General features: G+C 71.5%; 12 protein-coding genes. 6 read left to right on the top strand and 6 right to left on the bottom strand.

All coding sequences use genetic code 11. The annotated features are described in order from the left end of the window. Positions 1-37: 37 nt before the first annotated feature. The 4 genes from ACXIZN_RS09205 to ACXIZN_RS09190 form a co-directional block, all read right to left on the bottom strand. The gene (locus tag ACXIZN_RS09205) at positions 38-5,356 is read right to left on the bottom strand and encodes an SDR family NAD(P)-dependent oxidoreductase (RefSeq protein WP_457953640.1); all 5,319 of its coding nucleotides are present in this window, start codon (positions 5,354-5,356) and stop codon (positions 38-40) included. A 13-nt stretch (positions 5,357-5,369) separates the two neighbouring features. After that, on the bottom strand, positions 5,370-8,825 hold the full coding sequence (locus ACXIZN_RS09200) for an amino acid adenylation domain-containing protein (RefSeq protein WP_457953638.1): 3,456 nt from the start codon (positions 8,823-8,825) through the stop codon (positions 5,370-5,372). Beyond that, the gene (locus ACXIZN_RS09195; protein WP_457953637.1) at positions 8,822-12,247 is read right to left on the bottom strand and encodes a beta-ketoacyl synthase N-terminal-like domain-containing protein; all 3,426 of its coding nucleotides are present in this window, start codon (positions 12,245-12,247) and stop codon (positions 8,822-8,824) included. Before ACXIZN_RS09195 ends, ACXIZN_RS09200 begins: the two co-directional genes overlap by 4 nt. Positions 12,248-12,728: 481 nt before the next feature. Then, on the bottom strand, positions 12,729-13,589 hold the full coding sequence (locus ACXIZN_RS09190) for a phytanoyl-CoA dioxygenase family protein (RefSeq protein ID WP_457953635.1): 861 nt from the start codon (positions 13,587-13,589) through the stop codon (positions 12,729-12,731). Between the two features lie 94 nt (positions 13,590-13,683). On the opposite strand from ACXIZN_RS09190, the gene ACXIZN_RS09185 reads away from it, so the two are divergent. After that, positions 13,684-14,679, top strand: a complete 996-nt coding sequence (locus ACXIZN_RS09185) for a LacI family DNA-binding transcriptional regulator (protein WP_457953634.1) — start codon at positions 13,684-13,686, stop codon at positions 14,677-14,679. A 12-nt stretch (positions 14,680-14,691) separates the two neighbouring features. Here ACXIZN_RS09185 and ACXIZN_RS09180 read toward each other — a convergent pair whose 3' ends face one another. Beyond that, positions 14,692-15,642, bottom strand: a complete 951-nt coding sequence (locus tag ACXIZN_RS09180) for a DMT family transporter (protein ID WP_457953632.1) — start codon at positions 15,640-15,642, stop codon at positions 14,692-14,694. A 134-nt stretch (positions 15,643-15,776) separates the two neighbouring features. Between ACXIZN_RS09180 and ACXIZN_RS09175 the strand changes: the two genes are divergently transcribed. Next, the gene (locus tag ACXIZN_RS09175; RefSeq protein ID WP_457953631.1) at positions 15,777-16,298 is read left to right on the top strand and encodes a hypothetical protein; all 522 of its coding nucleotides are present in this window, start codon (positions 15,777-15,779) and stop codon (positions 16,296-16,298) included. An 87-nt stretch (positions 16,299-16,385) separates the two neighbouring features. On the opposite strand, the gene ACXIZN_RS09170 is transcribed toward ACXIZN_RS09175, so the two are convergent. After that, positions 16,386-17,180: an SAM-dependent methyltransferase gene (locus ACXIZN_RS09170; protein WP_457960489.1), complete on the bottom strand. Its 795-nt coding sequence runs from the start codon at positions 17,178-17,180 to the stop codon at positions 16,386-16,388. A gap of 119 nt (positions 17,181-17,299) precedes the next feature. Between ACXIZN_RS09170 and ACXIZN_RS09165 the strand changes: the two genes are divergently transcribed. The 4 genes from ACXIZN_RS09165 (at position 17,300) to ACXIZN_RS09150 (ending at position 20,651) form a co-directional block, all read left to right on the top strand. Continuing rightward, positions 17,300-17,830, top strand: a complete 531-nt coding sequence (locus ACXIZN_RS09165; protein ID WP_457953630.1) for a MarR family transcriptional regulator — start codon at positions 17,300-17,302, stop codon at positions 17,828-17,830. After that, positions 17,827-18,987 carry a cytochrome P450 gene (locus ACXIZN_RS09160; RefSeq protein ID WP_457953628.1) on the top strand — a complete coding sequence of 387 codons (1,161 nt, stop codon included), beginning with the start codon at positions 17,827-17,829 and terminating at the stop codon, positions 18,985-18,987. The genes ACXIZN_RS09165 and ACXIZN_RS09160 overlap by 4 nt, the downstream gene beginning before the upstream one ends. 82 nt (positions 18,988-19,069) lie before the next feature. Continuing rightward, a complete protein-coding gene (locus tag ACXIZN_RS09155) occupies positions 19,070-19,861 on the top strand; it encodes an alpha/beta fold hydrolase (protein WP_457953626.1) in 792 nt (263 codons plus the stop codon). Between the two features lie 4 nt (positions 19,862-19,865). Continuing rightward, a complete protein-coding gene (locus ACXIZN_RS09150) occupies positions 19,866-20,651 on the top strand; it encodes a MerR family transcriptional regulator (protein ID WP_457953624.1) in 786 nt (261 codons plus the stop codon). The last annotated feature ends 210 nt before the right edge of the window (positions 20,652-20,861 follow it).

Raw genomic sequence — 20,861 nt, 5'->3', positions numbered from 1 at the left:
CGCCGCCTTTGCCTTACCCTCGATAACCTTCACCGGTTCATCGCTCGAGCTTCGGGATGGTGGTCCGGGCGGGTTCTTCGGCGGGCGCCTCGGTCTTGCCGGCGCGCAGTTCCTCGATCCGCTCGGCCAGAGTGGCCACTGTGGACGCTTCGAACAGCGTCTTCATCGCCAGCCGCGTACCGGTCGCCTTGCGCACCTGGGCGATGAGCTGGATGGCGACGAGCGAGTTCCCGCCGAGGGCGAAGAAGTCGTCGTGCACGCCGATCTTCTCCACGCCGAGCAGCTCGGTCCACTGCCGGGCGATCTCGGCCTCCAGGTCGGTGCGCGGGGCGACGTAGTCGTCCTCCGACACCATCACCGGCGCTTCGCCCGGTTCGTCCAGCTCCTCGGCGGTGACCCGGTGCTCGATCAGCTCCCGCACCGGGAGGGTGCTGATCACCACCTGCCCGCCGAGGCCGGGGGCCAGCGCCCGGACGAACGCCTCGGCGCCGTCCACCGGCCGGATCCCGGTCGACGTCTTGTCCACAGTGGACACAGCGGACGCGGCATTCAGCCCACCGCCGACCGCCTCCTGATCGACCTGGCGCAGCACGAAATCCTCGATCGTGACGAGCACGCGGCCGGTCTCGTCGCACAGCGAGAGGTCGGCCGCCACCACCTGGTCGCCGCCGGAGTCGCGGTAGCGCAGGTGGCTGCGGAAACTCGCCGGGAGCGCGTCGTGCACGACGATCCGGCCGTAGCTCATCGGCAGATAGGTGCCGCTCCCCCGGCCGCGGCCGAACGCGGTCGCGACGTCCAGCAGCGCCGGATGCAGCCCCCACGCCCCGATGTCGCCCGCCGCCGCGTCGGGAGCCGTGATCGTGGCCAGTTCCTCCTGTGCGCCGATGCGGTGTTCGCGCAGCGCCGCCCAGCGCGGGCCGAAGGCGACCATGCTGGTGCGGCCGGTACCGAAGCCGTGCCCGTCGTCGATCGGCTCGGTCCGCGCGGTCACCGCTTCGATGTCCACAGTGGACGTCGCCCCGGCCGCGACCCAGCCGGCGGATCCGCGGACGTGGGTCCGGCTCGCGCCGGCGACGTGGCTGGTCACGGTGAAGTCGTCGCCGTCGAACTCCACGCGGTACTCGGCGGTCGAGCCGTCCGGAACGCCGAACGGCTCCAGGAACGCGACGTCCCGCAGCTCGACGACGTGTCCGTCGCCGGGTTTCGGCAACGCCGCGGCCACCGCCGCGCGGACGGTCTCCAGGTGTCCCGTCCCCGGAACCACCGGCACCCCGGCGATCCGGTGCTCGTCGAGCAGCCAGTGCGTGGCCGCCGAGACGAGGCCGTGCGCGCCGTCCTCGGAACGCGTGGTGAGCACGGGGTGCTCGACGGGACCGAGCGCCCGCGACCGGGCGGTGCGGATCGTGGTCGGCGCGGCCACCTCCGCGGCCATGCCGACCTCGTCCCAGCCACCCCAGGCGTGCGAGACGAGCCGAGCTCGCCAGCCGTGGTCACCTCGCGCGTAGGCGTCGAGGAAGTTGTTGGCGGCGCAGTAATCGACCTGGCCGATGCCGCCTGCCACCGCGGTGATCGACGAGCACAGCGCGACGAAGTCCATCGGCAGGTCGGCGAACGCCTCGGCCAGCGCCAGCGTCCCGGCGATCTTCGGGGCCAGCACGGCCTCGGCCGCGGCCCGCTCCTTCACCTCGGCGACGCCGCCGCCGGGCAGCCCGGCGGCGTGCACGATCCCGTCGAGGCCGCCGAACTCGCGCTCGGCCAGCTCACGCACCTCACGCAGGCGCGCCGCGTCGGTGACGTCGGCGGCGGCGACATGCACCTCCGCGCCCGCCGCCTCCATCCGCCGGACGGCGAGCATCGCACGCCCGGCGCGGTCGATGCCGCCGTGCGCGGCGAGGTGTGCGTCCCACTCCGCCCGCGGTGGCAGCCCGGCGCGGGTGACCAGCACGAGCTTCGCCCGCACCCGGCGGGCGAGGTCCTCGGCGAGCGTGATGCCGATACCGCCGGTCCCGCCCGTGATCAGGTACCGGCCGCCGTCACGAAGCACCGGCTCGGCGGCCGCGGGCAGTTCGAGCTGGGTGTAGTCCAGCACCCAGCGACGACCGGCCCGCAGCGCGACCTCGGCCGCCGCGTCGGCCGGGCGGAACAGCTCGGCGACGACGTCCTGGGAATTATCCGTGTCAATCCGGCGCACCATCGTGCCCGCGATCTCCAGCGGCACCACCCGCGCGATACCGGCGAGGGTCGCGTGCTCGGGACGGGTCAGGTCGGCGCCGGTGACGTCGGCGGTGCCGGTGCTCAGCACGTCGATCCGCACCGGCTCACCCCAGGCCTGGACGAGGTTCAGCACGCTGAAGAACCCGAGGTCCTGTGCGGCCATGCCGCGCTCCTCCCCGGCCAGCGTCCAGGCGTGCACGACCCGCTCGGGCCGGGCGGGCAGCGCGGCCACGAGCGCGTCGTAGTCCTCGCGCACCCCGGGCCGGACGGTGAATCCGGTCTCCGTCGCGGCGAATCCGTCGCCGGGGCGCACTTCGGTGACCGTCACACCCGCGTCGCGCAGGAGGCCGGGCAGGACGTCGTCGGCGGCGAAGACGAGCGCGTTCGCGAACGGCTCGCGTCTCAGGTCCGGTTCCGCTTGCCGCCACGCCGGGACCGCGAACCATTCGGACAGCGGCAGCGGACCGCTCGGCCGCACGGGCTGGGTCGCCGTGACCGGATCCGGGTCGACCCAATACCGCTTGCGCGCGTACGGGTAGCCGGGCAGCGGCACCCGCTGGCCGGGCGCGCCGAACGTCCGCGGTTCCAGGGAAACCCCGTTCGTCCACAAGAGACCGGCCGCGCCGTACAGCGTTTCGACGTCGCCGATGCGCTCGTTGCGGCCAGGCAGGCTCGGCTGCGGCGCGGGCATCCCCTTCGGAACCTGGCCGCGGGACAGCCCGGACAGCTGATGACCCGGACCGCATTCGACGAGCGCCCAGCGGCCGCCACGCACGAACAGGTTCTTGACGCAGTCGCCGAACCGGACGGCCTGACGCAGGTGAGACGCCCAGTAGGCGGGGTCGGTGGCCTGGGCGTCGGTGATCCACTCGCCGGTGACGTTCGACAGGAACGGCAGCGCCGGCGCGGTGCGGGCGACGGCGGCGACGGCCTCGGTGAACTCGGCGAGGATCGGGTCCATCATCGGCGAGTGGAACGCGTGCGAGGTCACCAGCTCGCGGCACTGCACGCCGCTGGCCTTGAGTGTCCCCGCGAACTCCGCGACCTCGTCCGACGGCCCGGCCACGACGCAGGTGCCGGGCCCGTTCACCCCGGCGATCGCGAGGTTTTCCGGCAGCCGCGTGGCGACGCCCTCCTCGTCGAGCTGGACGGCCAGCATCGCCCCGGCCGGCATCGACTGCATCAGGCGGCCCCGCGTGGCGACCAGGTTCAGCGCGTCCGGCAGGGTGAAGACCCCGGCGACGGTGGCGGCGACGTACTCACCGACCGAGTGACCGATCATCGCCGCGGGCCGCACGCCCCAGCTCTGCCACAGCATCGCCAGCGCGTACTCGACGACGAACAGCGCGGGCTGGGTCACGCGGGTTTCCCGCAGCGCCTGCTCGCCGCCGCGCCCGAAGATCAGGTCGCGCAGCTCCGGCAGCTCGGATTCGAGCAGCCGCAGGCACTCGTCGACGGCGGCGGCGAACACCGGCTCGGCGTCGTAGAGCTCGGCGCCCATCCCCGCGTACTGGGAACCCTGCCCGGGGAAGAGGAACGCCACGTTCGTCTCCCCTGCCTGCCCGGAAACGAGACGCCGGGAGTCGCGCAGGCCGTCGACCGCGTCCTCCAGATCACGGGCGACGACGATCGCGCGATGCGGGTACTCGGTGCGCCCGGCGGCCAGGGTGTGGGCCACGTCGGCGAGATCGAGGTCGACGTCCCCGGCCAGTCGGTCGGCCAGCCGGTCGACCGCGGCCGAGAGCGCCTCCTCGGTGTTGGCCGACAACCGCAGCAGGTGCGCCGGGTGCGGCGTCCGGGACCGCTCGGGGACCGGCGCCTCCTCCAGGACGACATGCGCGTTGGTGCCACCGACACCGAACGAGCTGACGCCCGCGCGCCGCGGCGCCTGGCCCGCCTCCCACTTCGTCACCACACGCGCCGGGAAGAACGGGCTCGCCGGGAAGTCGATACCGGGGTTGGGTTCGTGGTAGTTGATGGTCGGCGGGATCAGCCCGTGCTCCATCACGAGCACGGCCTTGATCAACGAGACCACGCCCGCCGCCTGCGACAGGTGGCCGATGTTGGACTTCACCGAGCCGATCGCGCACCAGCCGGTGTCCTCGGTCCCGTTCCCGTACACAGTGGACAGTGCGGTGATCTCGATCGGGTCGCCCAGCGCGGTGCCGGTGCCGTGCGCCTCGACGTAGCCGATGGTGCGCGGGTCGACACCGGCCATGCCGACGGCCTGCGCGACCGCCTCGGTCTGCCCGGACATACTGGGCGCGGAGAAGCCGACCTTGGTGGCGCCGTCGTTGTTGATCGCGTTGCCGAGCACGACTCCGCGGATGTGGTCGCCGTCCTCGATCGCCTGCGAGAGCCGTTTCACCAGCACGACCCCCACGCCGCTGCTCCAGACCGTGCCGTTGGCTCCGGCGTCGAACGCGCGCACGTGGCCGTCCGGCGAGGTGAAACCGTCGACGCCCATGTAGCCGACGCCGTGTGGCATCTCCACGTTGACCCCGCCGGCCAGCGCCATGTCGCACTCGCCGTTGCGCAGCGCCTCGCAGGCCAGGTGCACCGCGACCAGTGACGTCGAGCAGGCGGTGAACACCGCGAGGCTCGGGCCGCGGAGGTTGAGCTTGTACGACACCGAGGTCGTCAGGTAGCTCGGCTGGTTACCGGTCGAGATGCCGATACCGCCGTGCTGCGAGGCGAGGAGCCGCTCGTTGCGCATCAGGTTCTCGGTCAGGTATCCGGTGCCCCCGGATCCGCCGTAGACGCCGATCGCGCCGCTGAACCGGGCCGGGTCGTAGCCCGCGTCGGTCAGCGCCGCGTGGCACGACTGGAGGAACAGCCGATGCTGCGGATCGGTGATCTCGGCCTCACGGCTGGTCATCCCGAACAGTTCGGCGTCGAACTCGTCGAAGCCGTCGACCACGGCGGTGGCGTTCACCCAGCTCGGATCGTCCACTGTGTCCGGTGAAGCACCGCGGGCGATCATCTCCTCGCGGGTGGCGGGCACGATCGACTCGACGCCGTCGACGAGATTGCGCCAGAACTGGTGCGCGTCTCGCGCGCCGGGCACGCGCACGTCGAGCCCGACGATCGCGATCGGTTCGGCTCCGGGATCGCCGGTACCGGTTTCGGGGTGGTGGGTCACGGTGGTGCTCCTATCAAGGGCCGGTGGGGCCGGCGGTGCGACGGGGTCTTCTGGACTGGGTGCGGCCGCGGCGGGCGGCGACGCGTTCGGCGGCACGGGCCAGTTCGGGGCTGGCGGCGGCACCGGAGTGCAGGTGCGCGGCTAGGGCGCGGACGGTGGGATGGCTGAACAGGTCGACCATCGGGATCCGGCGGGCGAGCCGGTCGGTGAGCTGGGCGTGGACCCGGGCCAGGGCGAGCGAATTCCCGCCGACGTCGAAGAAATTGTCGGTGTGCCCGACTTCGGTGACACCGAGGACGTCGCACCAGGCACGCGCGATCACGGCCTCGGTCGCGGCCAGCGCCGCCGGGTCCGCGGCCACCGTTGGCGGCCGTGCCCGGACGCGGGTCGCCGCGGCCGGCGCGGCGGTGCGGACGTCCGCCCGCGGCAGCTCCGGCACGCTGGTCCCGACCGGCGCGTCCGGCGCCGCGGCCAGCGCGCCGAGCAGCGCGACGTAGTCCTCGGCGAGCCCGGCCATCCGGGCGTGGTCGAACAGGTCCGGGTTGTACAGCAGTTCGACGCCGTCGTCGTGGACGTACACCGTGAGGTCGAACGGCGACCCCGGCTTGTCGACCGGCAACCACGCCGAGGCCACGCCGGGCAGGTCGAGCCGAGGCTCGGTGAAGTTCAGGACGTTGAACATCACCTGCACGAGCGGGGCGTGCGCGGGGTCGCGGGGCACGCCGAGCGCCTCGACGAGCCGCTCGACCGGCGCGGCCGGATGCGCGGTCGCGGCGAGGAGTTCCGCGCCGCCGTCGCGGACGTGCGTGGCGAAGTCCGCGGCGTCGTCGGCCCGCAGCCGCACCGGCACGATGTCCACGAAGAACCCGGCGACCTCCTGGCACTCGGCGAGCTGCCGGTCCGCGACGACCGTGGCGACCAGGTGGTCGGTCGCGCCGGTGAGCCGCCGCAGCAGCTGGCCGAACGCGGCGAGCAGGACCCCGGCACGCGTCGTGCCGGTGCGGGCGGCCACCGCCAGCACCGACTCGGCGACACTGTCCGAAAAGGACTGACGCAGGCTCGCACCACGGTAGGTCTGCACGATCGGGCGCGGCCGGTCGCGCGGAAGGTCCACTGTGGCCGGTGCACCGGCGAGATGTTCTGTCCACCATGCGACATCCACGGCCTCACGGCGTTCGTCGCGTCCGGCCCGCCACACCGCGTAGTCCGCGTAGGACGCCACCGGCGGCGGCAGCGGCTCGTCCCGATAGGCCGCCGACAGGTCGGCGCACAGCAGCTCCTGCGACCAGCCGTCGAACACCGCGTGATGCAGCGTGAAGCCGAGCACGTGCTCCGTCTCACCGAGCCGGTAGAGCCGCACGCGCCAGGGAGCCTCGCGGTCGAGACGCACCGGGGTCGCGGCGTCGGCGGCCAGCCGGGCCCGCAGACCGTCCTCGGTCACCGGTGCCACCGGCAGCGGAACGTCCGACGGCGGCAGGCGATCCGCCACCGGCGCTCCGTCGACGGCCCGGATCCGCCAGCGGAGCACGTCGTGCCGCTCGGCGACCGCGCGCAAGGCGTGGCGCAGCGCGTCGACGTCCAGCGCGCCGGTCAGCCGGAACGCCATCGCGATGTTGTACGGCGCGGCGTCCGGGGCGAGCTGGTCGAGGAACCACAGCCGCCGTTGCTGCGGGGACAGGACGGGCGCGTGCCCCGTGGTCAGTCCCGGCCCGGTCAACGGCGGCGCGGACGCGACCCGCCGGGTGAGCCCTTCGAGCGTGCCGCCGGTGAAGACGTCCTCCGTGGCGACATCCGCGGCCAGCTCCGCCCGCAGTGCCGCGACCAGCCGCATCGCGGCGATCGAATTCCCGCCAGAGGCCAGGAAATCCGTCCCCGCGCCGGAGCCGAGCACGCGGCGCCAGATGGCCGCGACCGCGCGTTCGGCCGGGGTGCCGAGCGGGCCGAGGTCCGCCCGTTGTCCCGCCAGCGCCGCTTCGGCGAGGTCGCGCAGCGCCGGCCGGTCGATCTTGCCGGTGAGCGGGTTGACCGGCAGCCGGTCGAGTACCCGGACCGCGGCCGGGCGCATCGCGGCGGTGAGCCGGTCCCGGCCGAGTTCGTCCACATCGGACGGTGCGGACGCCGGTGCGAGGAAGGCCACCAGCCGGGTGCCCGCCGGCCCGGGGATGGCCACCACCGCGGCGGCGTCGACGTCCGGGTGACTCGAGAGCGCGGCCTCCACCTCGCCCAGCTCGATCCGCTGGCCGCGGACCTTCACCTGCCGGTCGGCGCGACCGGCGAATTCGAGACGGCCGTCGGGCAGCTCGCGGACGAGGTCGCCGGTGCGGTAGAGCCGTTCCCCCGGTGCGGTCGGATCGTCGACGAACTTCGCGGCGGTCAACTCCGGGCTGCCGAGGTAGCCGAGCGCGACGCCCGGGCCGCCGATGAGCAGCTCACCGATCTCGCCGGGCGCGACCGGCCGCAGTTCGGCGTCCACGACGAATGCCCGGTGGTTCGGCGTCGGACGGCCGAGCGGCAGCGGGTCGGCCGGGATGCCGGTGACCTCGTCGGTGACGACCACGACGGTGCTCTCGGTCGGGCCGTAGGCGTTGAAGAACCGCCGCCCCGGCATCCAGCGCGCGGCGAGCTCCGCGGGCACCGTCTCGCCACCGCAGGCTATGACGCGCCAGCCGGGAACGGCCGCGGGGTCCACCATGGACAGCAGCGTCGGCGTGACGAAGCCCCACTCGACGTCGTGCTCGACGAGGAACCGCCGCAGCCGTTCGGGGTCGGCCCGGTCGGCGGCGCTGGTGAGCTGGACCGATCCGCCGTGCGCCAGCGGGACGAACACGTCCATGGTGAAGGCGTCGAAGGCGGGCGACGAGATGCCGAGCGTCCGGGTGCCCGGCCGGATCCCGAGGGCGGCGGGGAACCCGGTGACGAACGCGACCACGTTGCGGTGGCTGGTCAGCACGCCCTTGGGCCGTCCGGTGGAGCCGGAGGTGTAGAGGAGGTGGACGAGGTCGTCCGGCCCGGCGGGGCATTCGACGGGCCCGTCCACGGGTGCGGGCACGTCGAGCGCCTCGATGCCTTCCGTTGCCCCGAATTCGGCCTTCGCGCGGTCACCGACGACCAGCGAGATCCCGGCGTCCGCGGCGATTTCGGCCAGCCGCGCCTTCGGGCCGCCGGGTTCGAGGGGCACGTAGGCGGCCCCGGACAGCAGCACCCCCACGACGGTCGAGATCAGCTCCGGCCGCCGGTCCGCGCAGACACCGACGCGGACGCCGGGTCCGGCACCCCGGGCGCGAAGCAGCCGGGCGACGCCGGTCGCCGAAGCGACCAGTTCGCGGTACGTGAGCCGGGTGTCACCCTGCCGGACGGCGACGGCATCCGGGGTGCGCGCGGCCTGGGCGAGGATCAGCTCCGTGAGCGTGGTGTCCGGATAGGACAGTGGCGGGCCATGGCCGCCCGTGACGGGCAAGGTGTCGGTCACCGAGGGGTCTCCTGGTCGGCTGTGTGGTGCGGTGGTTCGATCCAGTACCGCTCTCGCTGGAACGGATAGCCCGGCAATGGGACGCGGCCGGGATCGCCGTCCGCGCTCCACTCGACGTCGGCGCCCCCTGTCCAGTGGGCAGCGAGTTCCCGCTCCTGCCCGGCCGGGCCCTCGACGTCGGTTCCGTTCGCCAGCAAGGCATCGAGCGCGCCGACCGCCGCCGCGACCGAGTCCGCCACCACGGCGGCCCGGCAGGCGAACGCCCTTCGGCCCGACAGCGTGTACGCCACGTCCCTGAGGTCCGGCGTGTCCGTGGCGAGCCGATCGCGCAGCCGGGACACCGCCTCGCGCAACGCCTCCGGGTCACGCGCGGACACCGGCAGGACGAAGGGGCCGCTCGCCGCGGGCCGTGGCGAAGCGGCAGGCGCCTCCTCGACGATCATGTGCACGTTCGTGCCGCCCATGCCGAACGAGCTGACCCCGGCCACCCGCCGCTCGCGGGCGGGCCAGTCGGCGGCCTTCGCCGGGACGTACCAGGGACCGCCCGCCAGGTCGACCTCCGGATGCGGGGCCGTGAAATGCGGGTTCGGCGGGATGACGCCGTGCCGCACGGAGAGCACGGCCTTGATCAGCCCGGCGATACCGGCCGCCGCGTCGAGGTGCCCGATGTTCGTCTTCACCGAGCCCAGCGCACACGATTCCGGAGGCGCGTCCCGGTAGACGCGGTTCAGCGCGGCCACCTCGATCGCGTCACCCAGCGGGGTGCCGCTGCCGTGGGCTTCGAGCAGCGCGACCTCGTCCGGGGCGACCTCCGCGACGGCCAGCGCCTCGGCCACCGCTGCCGCCTGCCCGGCCGGTCCCGGCACGGCGTAGCCCGCGCGGTCCGGGCCGTCGTTCGTGATCGCCCAGCCGGGCAGCACGGCGTAGACGTGGTCGCGGTCGGCGATCGCGTCCGCCAGCCGCCGCAGCACGACCGCCCCGGCGCCCGAGCTGAACCCGGCGCCCGCCGCGGCGACGTCGAACGCGCGGCACCGGCCGTCCGGCGAGACGAGCCCGCCACCGCGGTACCGCGGCCACGTCACGCTCACCCCGCCTGCCAGCGCGACGTCGCACCGGTAGTCCGCGAGGCTCTGCGCGGCCAGCGCCACCGCCGCGAGCGAGCTGGAGCACGCGCTCTGCACGGCCACCGCCGGCCCGGTGAGCCCGAGCCGGTAGGCGACCTGGCCGGGCAGGTGGTCGGTGAGCTGGCGGCCGGTCAGCCGCCCCTCCCAGTCGTCCGGGTCGACGTCGCCGGTCACCGCCGGGTTGCCGAACAGGTGGAACAGGAAGTAGCGGTTCACCGAGGTCGCCGTGAACACCCCGACCGGCCCGGTCTCGGCGGCGGGGTCGCGTCCCGCGTCTTCGAGTGCCTGCCACGCCGTTTCGAGGAAGAGCCGGTGCTGCGGGTCGGTCCGCGCGGCCTCGTCGGCGGTGAAACCGAAGAACCCGGCGTCGAACTCCTCGATCCCCTCGATCCGGCCGCCCGCCCGCACGTACGCCGGGTCGGCCCGCAGGCCCGGGCCGATGCCCAGCGCCGTCAGCTCGTCGTCGGTGTAGTCGTGGATCGAGTCGACGCCCGCGCAGAGGTTCCACCAGAAGGAAGCGGTGTCCGGCGCGCCGGGGAACCGGCAGGCCAGCCCGACGACGGCGATGAGATCCCCGGCCTGTTCCTCCGCGGTGGCGGGCGTCCGAGTGTCCGAAGTGGACTTCGTGAGCCAGGCGGCCTGCCCGGCGATCGTCGTGCGCTCGAACAGGGCGAGCAGCGGGACGTCCACCCCGAACTCGTCGGCCAGCCGCACCTGCACCCGCCCGAGCCGCAGCGAGTCGCCACCTGCGTCGAAGAACGCCTCGGTGCTGCCGATCCGGTCACGGCCCAGGATTTCGCACCAGATCCGGTGCACGCGTTCCTCGGCCGGGGTCAGCCGCTCGGCCGGGACGGTCGCGGCCGAGCGCGGATCCGGCAGCGCCCGTTCGTCGAGCTTTCCGGTGACGGTCAGCGGAAAGCTGTCCAGCACCGCGACGGCCGCGGGTACCGAGTAGCCGGGCAGGGCGTCCACCAGCGCGGCCCGGAGCACCCGGCCGTCCGGACGCGGGCCTGCCGCGGTCACGTAGGCGAGCAAGTCGCCGTCTCGCACGATCGCGCGGGCTTCGGCGACGTCGGGCTGTTCGGTGAGCTTGGCTTCGATCTCGGTCAGCTCCACCCGGAAGCCGCGGACCTTGACCTGCCGGTCGAGCCTGCCGAGGCAGACGAGGTTCCCGTCCGGCAGGAGCCTGCCGAGGTCGCCGGTCCGGTAGCGGCGGCCGCCGTCGGCGGTCACCCCGAACGCCGGGCTCGGCTGGTCGAGGTAGCCGTCGACGAGGTGCCGGCCGCGCACCTCGAGTTCGCCGCTGTCCAGCACGGTGAGCGTGAACCCGGGCAGCGCGCGCCCGATCGGCAGTGGTCCGTCGGCGTCCAGGTCCAGCTCGGCGGCGGTCGTCCGGTAGTGCGCGGCGAAAGTCACCTCGGTGGCGCCGTAACCGTTGACGAACACGCATTCCGGCGCGAACCGGCCGCGGCGGACGTCGGCGTGGGTCGCCTGTTCGCCGCCGAGCAGCACGGTCCGCACGGTCGGGAGGCCGGTCTCGCCCAGGACGTCGAGCAGGTGCCGGTAGACCGTGGGCGTCGAGTGGTAGACGGTCACCTCGTGCCGGGCCAGCTCGCGCGCGGCGTGGGCGACGCCGTGCGCACGCAGGTCGACCGGCACGAGCGCGGCGCCGGTGAGCAGTGCCGGATAGAGGTCCGGGATCGCCGCGTCGAAGCCGAACGACGCGAGCAGGCTGAGCCGGTCGGCCGGGGTGATGCCGAGCGCGTCGATCTGGTTGCCGACGACGTGCAGGAGGTTGCGGTGGGTCTGCGCCACGGCCTTCGGCCTGCCGGTGGACCCGGACGTGAACAGCACGTACGCCAAGCCGTCCGGGTCGGTTTCGGGCACCGGGAGCGGCGCGGTCTCCGCACCCGAACGCACCAGTCGCGCGGATCCGGTACGGCACAAGAACTCCGCGAGCTCGACGTACTCCGGGTCCGCGAGCACGGCGGTCACCCGCGCGGCCGCGAGCTGGTACTCGAGCCGCTCCCGGGGGAAGGTCGGGTCCAGCGGGACGTAGGTGCAGCCCACGGCGAGGGTGCCGAGGATCGCCGCGATCGCGGCGCTGCCGTGCCCGGTGACGAGCCCGACCCGCTCCCCCGGCCGCACACCGGCGTCGTGCAACCGCAGCGCGCGGCCGCCCGCGAGGCCGGCGAGCCGGGCGTAGGTGATCCCGGTGCCGTGCTCGAAGACCGCGATCCGGTCGGGTGTTTGCCGGGCGTGTACGTCGAATCGGCTGACGCAGCCGGGTCGTGTCATCGGGCGTCGAGCAGTCGCTCCGAGGTTTTTCGGGCGCGCGACAACAACAACGGCGTGGACTTCATCTTGCTCCCCAGTGCAGATTCAGGTGAAGAATCACGCAAGGTTAAGACGACCGGCCGCGCCGTGGAATACGAATTTCGCGGATTTAGTCCGAACGCTCCATCCATATTGGACCATACGTCGCAGTTTTCCGCGGCTTGCGCCCGAATCGGCGCCCTGGCCAGCTCTTCACGACGGTCCTTCGGACACAAACGACACTCGATCGATCACATTCGGTGACACGTCAGGTATTAACCGACACCTTGTCGGAGATACGTTCACCGACCGCAGGCCTGCCGATTTCCGCAATCGATTCAGAAATACGGTCGCCCGGGAAGCCGCCCGGGCGGCTTCCCGGGCGAGGCCACCTCCGACGACCGAATGAAGTCAAAATGCATTTCAGCGATAAAGGAATTCGGCGACGGCGGATAATCACCGTTCAGTCTTCGCCGGATTCGCCCATCACGAGACCTTCGATGGTGTGCTTCTGCGTGATGGGTCGCAGGGTGTCGACGATCGGGCAATCGAGGTGGGCACGCACCGAGTCCGGCAGGGTCGCCCAGTATTCGCGCGTCACGGCGGTGTCGTGGCGGGCGTCGTTACCCGCTCCCGGCCCGTCGAGGCCGAGGACGAGAACGGGACGGCTCTTGGCCGAGTGGTTCGCGGTTCCTCTGTGGACGGTCAGCGCCGATCGGATCGAAATGTCGCCCATACGCGGGAATTTGCGTACGGCCAGCTCCCGGTAGCGCGGGTACGCCTCCCGGGGAGGGAACATGCCGTGCTCGAAGGTGCCGCCGTCCTCCCAGTGCGTGCCGGGCGCGATCTCGAAGGGCCCCATGTCCGGCTCGGTGTCGACGGCGGTCACGTTGACGGCCAACGAGTTCAACCTGCCGTGGCGGGCGGTCTCCTCGGGCATCGGGAAGTCGCGGTGCCACGGCTGATCCATCGCGCCCGCCAGCGGGACGTCGAAGCCGACCTCGACGATCCGGTACTCCGGACCCAGCACGGCCTCGGCGACGGCGGTGATCCACGGATGGGACGCCAATTCGGCGAACCCGCGCAACTGTTCGGGATGGATTTCGACGTAGAACCGGTTGGGTCCGCGACCGACCGCACCGTTCTCGCGGCCGCGCGCTTCGGCGAACGCCGCCTCGATGTCTTCGCCCAGCCGTCCGACCCACTCACGAGTGAACGCCTGCGGCAGACCGATGATGCCCTCCCGGTGCAGGCGGGCGGTCAGGGATTCGAGTTCGTCGGCGGGCAGCGGGGTGGGGGCGGGGGCGGTGTGATTGACGGGCATCTCGACCTCCGGGCGACACGGCACTGTCACTCCAGTTTGCAACGTGGCATGCCACGTTGCAAGAGGTATCCTCGCCGCGAGCGAGAGGACGAGGATGAACCCGAAGCTGCGGGATGTGGCCGAGCACGCCGGGGTGTCCGTGCGGACGGTGTCGAACGTGGTCAACGGCTTCCGCTACGTCGCCCCGGCGACCAGGGAGCGGGTGCAGGCGAGCATCGACGCCCTCGGCTACCGACCCAACATGGCCGCCCGGACACTCCGGCAAGGCCGGACGGGGCTGGTCGCGCTGGTGATCCCGGAAATCGACTCGCCCTACTTCGCCGAGCTCGCCGCGCGGACGGTGCGTATCGCCGAAGCCCGGGGACTGACGGTCCTCATCGATCAGACCGACGGCGACGCCGAACGGGAGACGCAACTGCTGCACGGGCGGCGCAGCCAATTGGTCGACGGCGTGCTGTTCAGTCCCTGGGCGGTGACCCCCGCGGAACTGGCCTCCCGGACCGACACCGCTCCCCTCGTACTCCTCGGGGAGCACGACGGTACCGCCGGGGTCGACCACGTCGCGATCGACAATGTCGCGGCCGCACGCGAGGCCACCGCGCACCTGCTGGCACGCGGCCGGCGCCGGATCGCCGCGGTCGGGAGCCAGCCGCGTTCGCTCAACGCGACCGCCCGCCAGCGGCTGGCCGGTTACCGGGAGGCGCTCGCCGACGCCGGGCTACCGGCCGAACCCGAGCTCGAAGTGACCGTGCCACGGCTGCATCGCGCCGACGGCCATCAGGCGATGCTGCGGCTGCTGGGCTCTCCCCGGCCGCCCGACGCGGTGTTCTGCTTCACCGACGAACTCGCGCTGGGCGCGTTGCGAGCCGCCGCCGACCGCGGCGTCGCGGTGCCGGATTCCTTGGCACTGATCGGTTTCGACGACATCGAAGACGGCAGGTTCAGTGTCCCGGCGCTCACCACCGTCTCCCCGGACAAGGATCGCATCGCCGAACTCGCCCTCGACCGGCTGGCCGAGCAGATGTCGAGCCCGCGATCACCGCGCTCGATCGTCGCCCCGCACCGGCTGGTCGTCCGGGAAACGAGCTGAGCCGGTCGCGGGTCACTGCGGCGCGGGTTCCTTCGAATACCGTCCCAGGCTGCCGATCGCGGCCATGATCAGCACGACCCCCACGACACCCGCGACCGTCAGCCGTTCATCCAGCCAGACGACGGCGATCACGACGGCGGTGACCGGTTCGAGCAGGGTCGCCACCACCGCCGCGCCGCTGGGTGTGGACCGGAGGCCGGTGAACAGCAGCGCGTAGGCGAGCGCCATCGTCACGGCCCCGAGGTAGCCGATCAGCGCCCACGACCCGATGTCGCCGGTCCACATCCCGCCACCGGTCGCCAGCGGCACGATCAGCCCGGCGGGAACGAGGACCATCGCGGCGACACAGGTCGTCGTCGTGGTCATCGTCAGCGTGTCGAGCCTTAGGGACAATGGCCCGGCTGCGTCGGCGGAGAGGGCGTAGGCGGCGCCGGACGCGAGTGCGGCGAGCACACCTAGAACCGGGTACGGCGCTTCGCCGTCAGGGCTGCCAGCAACGCTGACCAGAAGAAGCCCCGTGAGTGCGACTGTGACCGTGAGGAACTGGCCGGCGGAAGCCCTGCGGCGACGCCGGACGCTGCCGGCGATCAGCAACAGCACCGGCGCGAATCCGAGACACACCACGGTGGTGATGCTCACCCCGGCCCATAGGACGGCCACGAAGAAGAGCAGCTGGAAGATCGCCGTCGAAATCCCGACCACGGTCACTCGCCGCCAATGCCGCCGCCCGAGCCGCACGCAGTCACGCGACCGCCGCAGCACGGCGGCGGCGATCACCAGGACGACGACCGCGACGAGGGCGCGGTACCCGCCGATGGCCAGTGGCGAGAGGCCCGAAGCGTCGTGGACGACCGGGATCACCGGGCCGATCGTGCCCCAGAGCACGCCGGCCAGACACACCAGGACCAGTGCTCTCCCCCGGCCGGTGGACGCTTGATCGGGCTCTGTTTCCGTGGTTGCCACAACGGCAGCATGACAAACGGTCTCCGACCCGGTCGACGCCGGATCCAGAACACGCCACCGACTTACCGGTTTTCGTTCTGGCGAAAAGGTGTGTACGGCGCCCGAACCTATCGGTGAGGTGATTCCCACGCCCAATGGAACAGCCGGGCGAATTTCACAAAGCTCAGAGAGGGGTAATTGTGCGTGAATTGCGATTTGTCGGCGTCACGACCGCCGCATTGCTGGCGCTGGGCGCCGGGTCGGCCTCGGCCGCGGACGGCGGGCTGGATGGCCAGAACGAGGACTCCTTGGTCCAGGACAGCGAACGCTACCGGAACTTCGACCTCCAGGAGCTCGGCGGGCCGCTCCTCGCCAGGGTCGTCGTCGACCTGAAGGACCGCGATTTCACCGTGTGCGACAAGAAGGCGAACGGCTACTGGGCCTACGCTTCGTTCCAGGAAACGGTGAGCTCGCCTCCGGCGAAGCCCTTACTACCGGGACACGAATTCAGGTCCGAAGTGCACCCATTACGACAAGACGATCTCGAAGAAGAAGGACATCGTCACGATCTGCCAGTCCGACTCGCTGTGGGACACCTGCATCGACCGCGGCGTCCGGTGGTGGTGACCGTCCACAGATCCGGGCCACGTCGCGAAAGCCACTTTGGGGACACCTGATGTCTCGAAAGTGGCTTTCGCGACGTCGCGAAAGCCACTTTGGGGACACCTGATGTCTCGAAAGTGGCTTTCGCGACGTGACCGGACTCAGACCTTGCGTCCGACGCCGGCGTAGACGTCGTCCGGTTCGATATCGCGGAGACCGGGCTCCGGCCGCCACAGTGGCGCGCTCACCACACCTGGGTCGACCAGCTCCAGCCCTTCGAAGAGAGCGGCCACTTCGGCGTAGGGGCGGAAATACATGGGATCCCTGCTGTTCTTCATCGCCTCGGTGACCGCGGCCATTTCCAGGGGCGCGTGGTCCGCGGTCAGATGCGACAGCGCGACCAGGCTGCCGGCAGGCAGTGCATCGCGGTAGCGGGTGACGATCTCGGCGGGGTGCAGGCTGTCCGGGATGAAGTGGAACACGGCCACCATGAGCAGGCCGATCGGCTCGCCATCGGCCAGCAACGCCCGCGCCGCCTCCGAGTTCAGGACCGCTTCCGGACTGCAGAGATCTTCCTCGACGACACTGGCGTTCGGGTTGCCGTCCAAGATGAGCCGGCTGTGTGCGACGGCGACCTTGTCGTAGTCGACGTAGACCACCCGGCATCCGGGGTCCATGTCCTGGGCGATTTCGTGCACGTTGCCGACGGCCGGGATCCCTGAGCCCAGATCGAGGAACCGGGTGATGCCCTGCCCGACCATGTACTGCACGGCACGGCGAAGGAACGCCCGGTTGGACGCGGCGACCTGGCGGCCCGTCGGCAGGACCGCCATGACCTTCTCCCCGACAGCGCGGTCGGCGTCGAAATTGTGGCTACCGCCGAGCAACCAGTCGTAGACCCGTGCCGCACTGGGCATTCGGATGTCGACACCCTCTGGAACCCGTTCGCCCGCCACGGACACCCCACACCTCGCAACGCATCGGTTCTCGGCACACCCTGTCGCCGGTACGGTACCGACCGCGATACCTCTCTCGAAACCCACATTCGCATCGTTTTAGATGTATCGTTATCGATGTGAAGGCCAGTGAGTTGTATCTTCTCGGCAAGCATCTGATGGAGCTCGCCGCCCGGGGCATGCGTGACGATTCGGATCCGGAGACCCCGGAGATCCACGACGTGCTGATCTCGGTGCTCGTCGAGGAGCCGGGCTTGTCGATCGGCGAATTGAGCGCCCGTACCGGTTTCGCGCAGAGCCACGTCTCCGGTGCCGTCGCCAGGATGCGGGCGGAGGGCGCGCTCGTGACGCGACCTGATCCGGCGGATCGTCGCCGCACCCTGGTCGCCCCGGTCGACGCGTTGGTCGAAGCCGTCGCCCGGCGCCAGCAGCGTGCCGCCGAAGAGATCCTCGCCGCGGCGCTCGCCGAGCTCGATCCGGACGGGGACTCGGTCGCGGACCGGGCCGCGCGCCTCACCCGCGCGGCGGGCGAGCTGTACCGGCTGCTGACCGCTCGCGCGCTGGGGGTGGACGAGGACTCCGCCCTGACACCGTTGCACTCACTGGCCGAGAAGACGACCGGAAGACCGAGGAACGGAGAGGGAACATGACTGGGGCAGCCGAATACCCGTTCACGGACACGGAACCGTTGCGGTGTCCCGCGGAATTCATCCGCCGTCAGGACGAGGAACCCGTCGGCCGGGTGCGCCTGGCCTCGGGCGAGGACGCCTGGCTCGTCACGCGTTACGCGGACATCCGGGGCTTGCTCGGCGATCCGCGGTTCCGCCCCTGGGTACCGGGGACCGGCTCGGCCGACGGCGGAGGACTGCTCTTCACCATGTCGGGTCCCGCGCACGCGCGGCTGCGGCGCATCGCGGCCAAGGCGCTCACCCCGCGCCGGATCGAACTGTTGCGCCCGCGCCTGGAAACCCTCGCGGCGGAGTCGGCCGCGAAGCTGATCTCGCAGGGCAGGCCCGCCGACGCGCTGAACGGGTTCGCGATTCCCTTCTCCCTCGCCGCGCTCAGCGAGCTTCTCGGTGTCCCGCACGCGGTTCGCGACGAACTACGGTCCTGGACCGACAGCATCGTCGCGGTGTTCACCGCGCCGAGCTATGAAGAAATGGCCCAAGCGGCCCAAAAGCTGGGCGGCTATCTCGCGGAATTGGTGGAGACCAAGCGGAACGCTCCCGGCGACGACCTGCTGACCGGCCTGATCGAGGCCCGCGACGACTCCGGCGACTCGTTGCGCCCGGACGAGATCACGCAGCTCGCCTTCGCGATCGTGATCGCCGGATACGTCCCGCCGGCGAACGCGCTGGCTCAGGCCGTACTCCGGCTGGCCGTCGAACCGGCACTCCCCCGCGAACCCGCCGGGATCCCCGCACTGGTCGAGGAACTCCTGCGACAGGACCAGAGTTCGGCCACGGACCAAGGACGGGTCGCCGTCGAGGACGCCGAGATAGGCGGAGTCCCGATCCGTGCGGGCGAATTCGTCCTCGCCCCCTTGCGGGCGGGAAACCACGATCGCAGGCGCTTTCCGGAACCGGAGCTGGTCGATCCCGCTCGTACGCCCGGCCACCTCACTTTCGGGCACGGGCCACATCATTGCCTCGGGGCGGCCCTGGCCCGCACGGAACTCCAGGCCGGACTCACCGCCTTACTCGCCGCCGCACCACGGCTGAGACTGGCCGTGCCGTTCGAAGAACTCGGCTGGCGGCAGATGTTCCTCACCCTTCGCGGCCCCGTCGACGTCCCGATCACCTGGTGACGCTTTTCCCGTCGGGGATCATCCGCCTGTATCCGCAGTGAAGTTGACCCTGACGCAGGGTCAACCCCTCAACATCGCTGCCATGAACACGCGAGACAGCCATTTCACGGTCCACCACGACGGCGTCGCGATCCGGGTTTCGCGCGGCGGCCGGGGGCGGCCGTTGGTGCTGTGTCCCGGGCTGCTCACGCCACAGGCGGATCTGCACGAGCTGATCGGGTTGCTGCGCCGCGACCAGGACGTGGTGACGTTCGACTTGAGAGGCCACGGCCTCTCCTCGCCCGCCGGCCGGTACACCTTCGAGGCGTTCCTCGGCGATTTCGGCGCTGTCATGGCGGAGTCGGGCTACGTCGGCCCGCGGGCCGCGCCCGTCCTCGTGGGGCATTCGCTGGGCGCGGACCTGGCCGTGCACTACGCCGCCGGCCATCCGGACGCCGTGTCCGGGCTCGTCCTCATCGACGGCGCGAACCCGGTGCCCGAACCGTTCCTCACCGAGGCCGACCTGCCGGAGTTCCGTGCGATGGCGGAGGGACTGCGGCACGAGTTCGAGCGGGTCGAGGGCACCGCGCGTCAGGTTCTGCTTTCCCCGCAAGACTTCCTCGACCTCAACGTCGAGATCGAAGCGGTGCGCTCCGGCATCCTCGACCGGTATCGGAGGATCGACTGCCCGATCCACCTGATCATGGCGTCCTCGATGGCCGGGGACAGCGATGACGAGCGTGCGCGGTGGCGCAATGAGAACTGGCGCGCCGGGGTCGAACGGCTCACCCGCGAGCGGCCGCACGTCTCCACGTCGTGGCTCGACGCCGGCCACCGGCTCGCCGTCACCCACGCCCGGGAGATCGCCCGGCTGATCCGCGTTGCCGCACACTGAGCGCATGTTGACCATCGGTGAGCTGGCGTCGTACGCGGGGGTGACGGTGCGCGCGGTGCGGCACTATCACGCCAAGGGCCTGCTGCCGGAGCCCGAGCGCGACCATTCCGGTTACCGGCGCTACAACGCCGGGGCGATGATCGAGCTGGTCAGGATCAGGACTCTCGCCGAAGCCGGTGTCCCGCTGTCGCGAGTGCGGGAACTGCTCCAGGCCGACGAACGCGAGTTCGCCGCGGCGGTCACCGAGATCGACGAGCGGCTGCGCGCCGAAATCCGCCAACGGCAGCGGCATCGCGAGCGGATCGCCCGGCTGGCCTGCGGGGACGCTCTGGTGCTGCCGCCGGAGGTGGTCGAGATTCTCGACCGGCTGCGGGCGCACGGCGTCGACGAGCGGATCGTCCAGGTCGAGCGGGACGGCTGGATCCTGCTGGCCGCGCACTCACCCGAACGGATCCCGGAATGGGCGGCGCGCAAGAGGGCGCAGCTCGCCGATCCGCCGCTCATCGATTTCTATCTCATCCTGGGGCAGGCGCTCGACCGGAGCGACGACGACGCCGAGCTGATCGAGCTGGCCGACAAACTGGCCGTCCACATCACGCGGATGGCGGACGAGCGGAACGAGGCCTATGTCGGCGACACCGACGTCGCACCGCCGTTCGCCGAACTGATGGACGCACTCGCCTTCGACACCGCGCCGCCGGCCCGCCGGCTGATCGAGCTGCTGAGAACGCGAGGCTGGACCGGCTGGACGAAACTCGAACGCGTGACGCCTGCACCGCCGTTCCCGTGAGGTCGAGGCCACCTTTCGGCGGCACCAACGAGCTAGCCGGAAGGCGCGAGGCGGGACCGGATCGACCTCGACCCGGATGAGGAAGGTGCCCAGAACTGACGACTGGGCGGGCTGGCCGCTTCCCGCTCGCGCGTGTTCCCACCGGTGGGTGCCGATGTCCGTGCCCGCGTCGCGAAAGCCACTTTCGGGACACCAGACGTCGCGAAAGTG

The sequence above is a fragment of the Amycolatopsis sp. TRM77291 genome, from assembly GCF_054166285.1.
The sequence above is the reverse complement of the archived record's forward strand: the minus strand, read 5'-3'. Positions and strand labels throughout refer to the sequence as shown.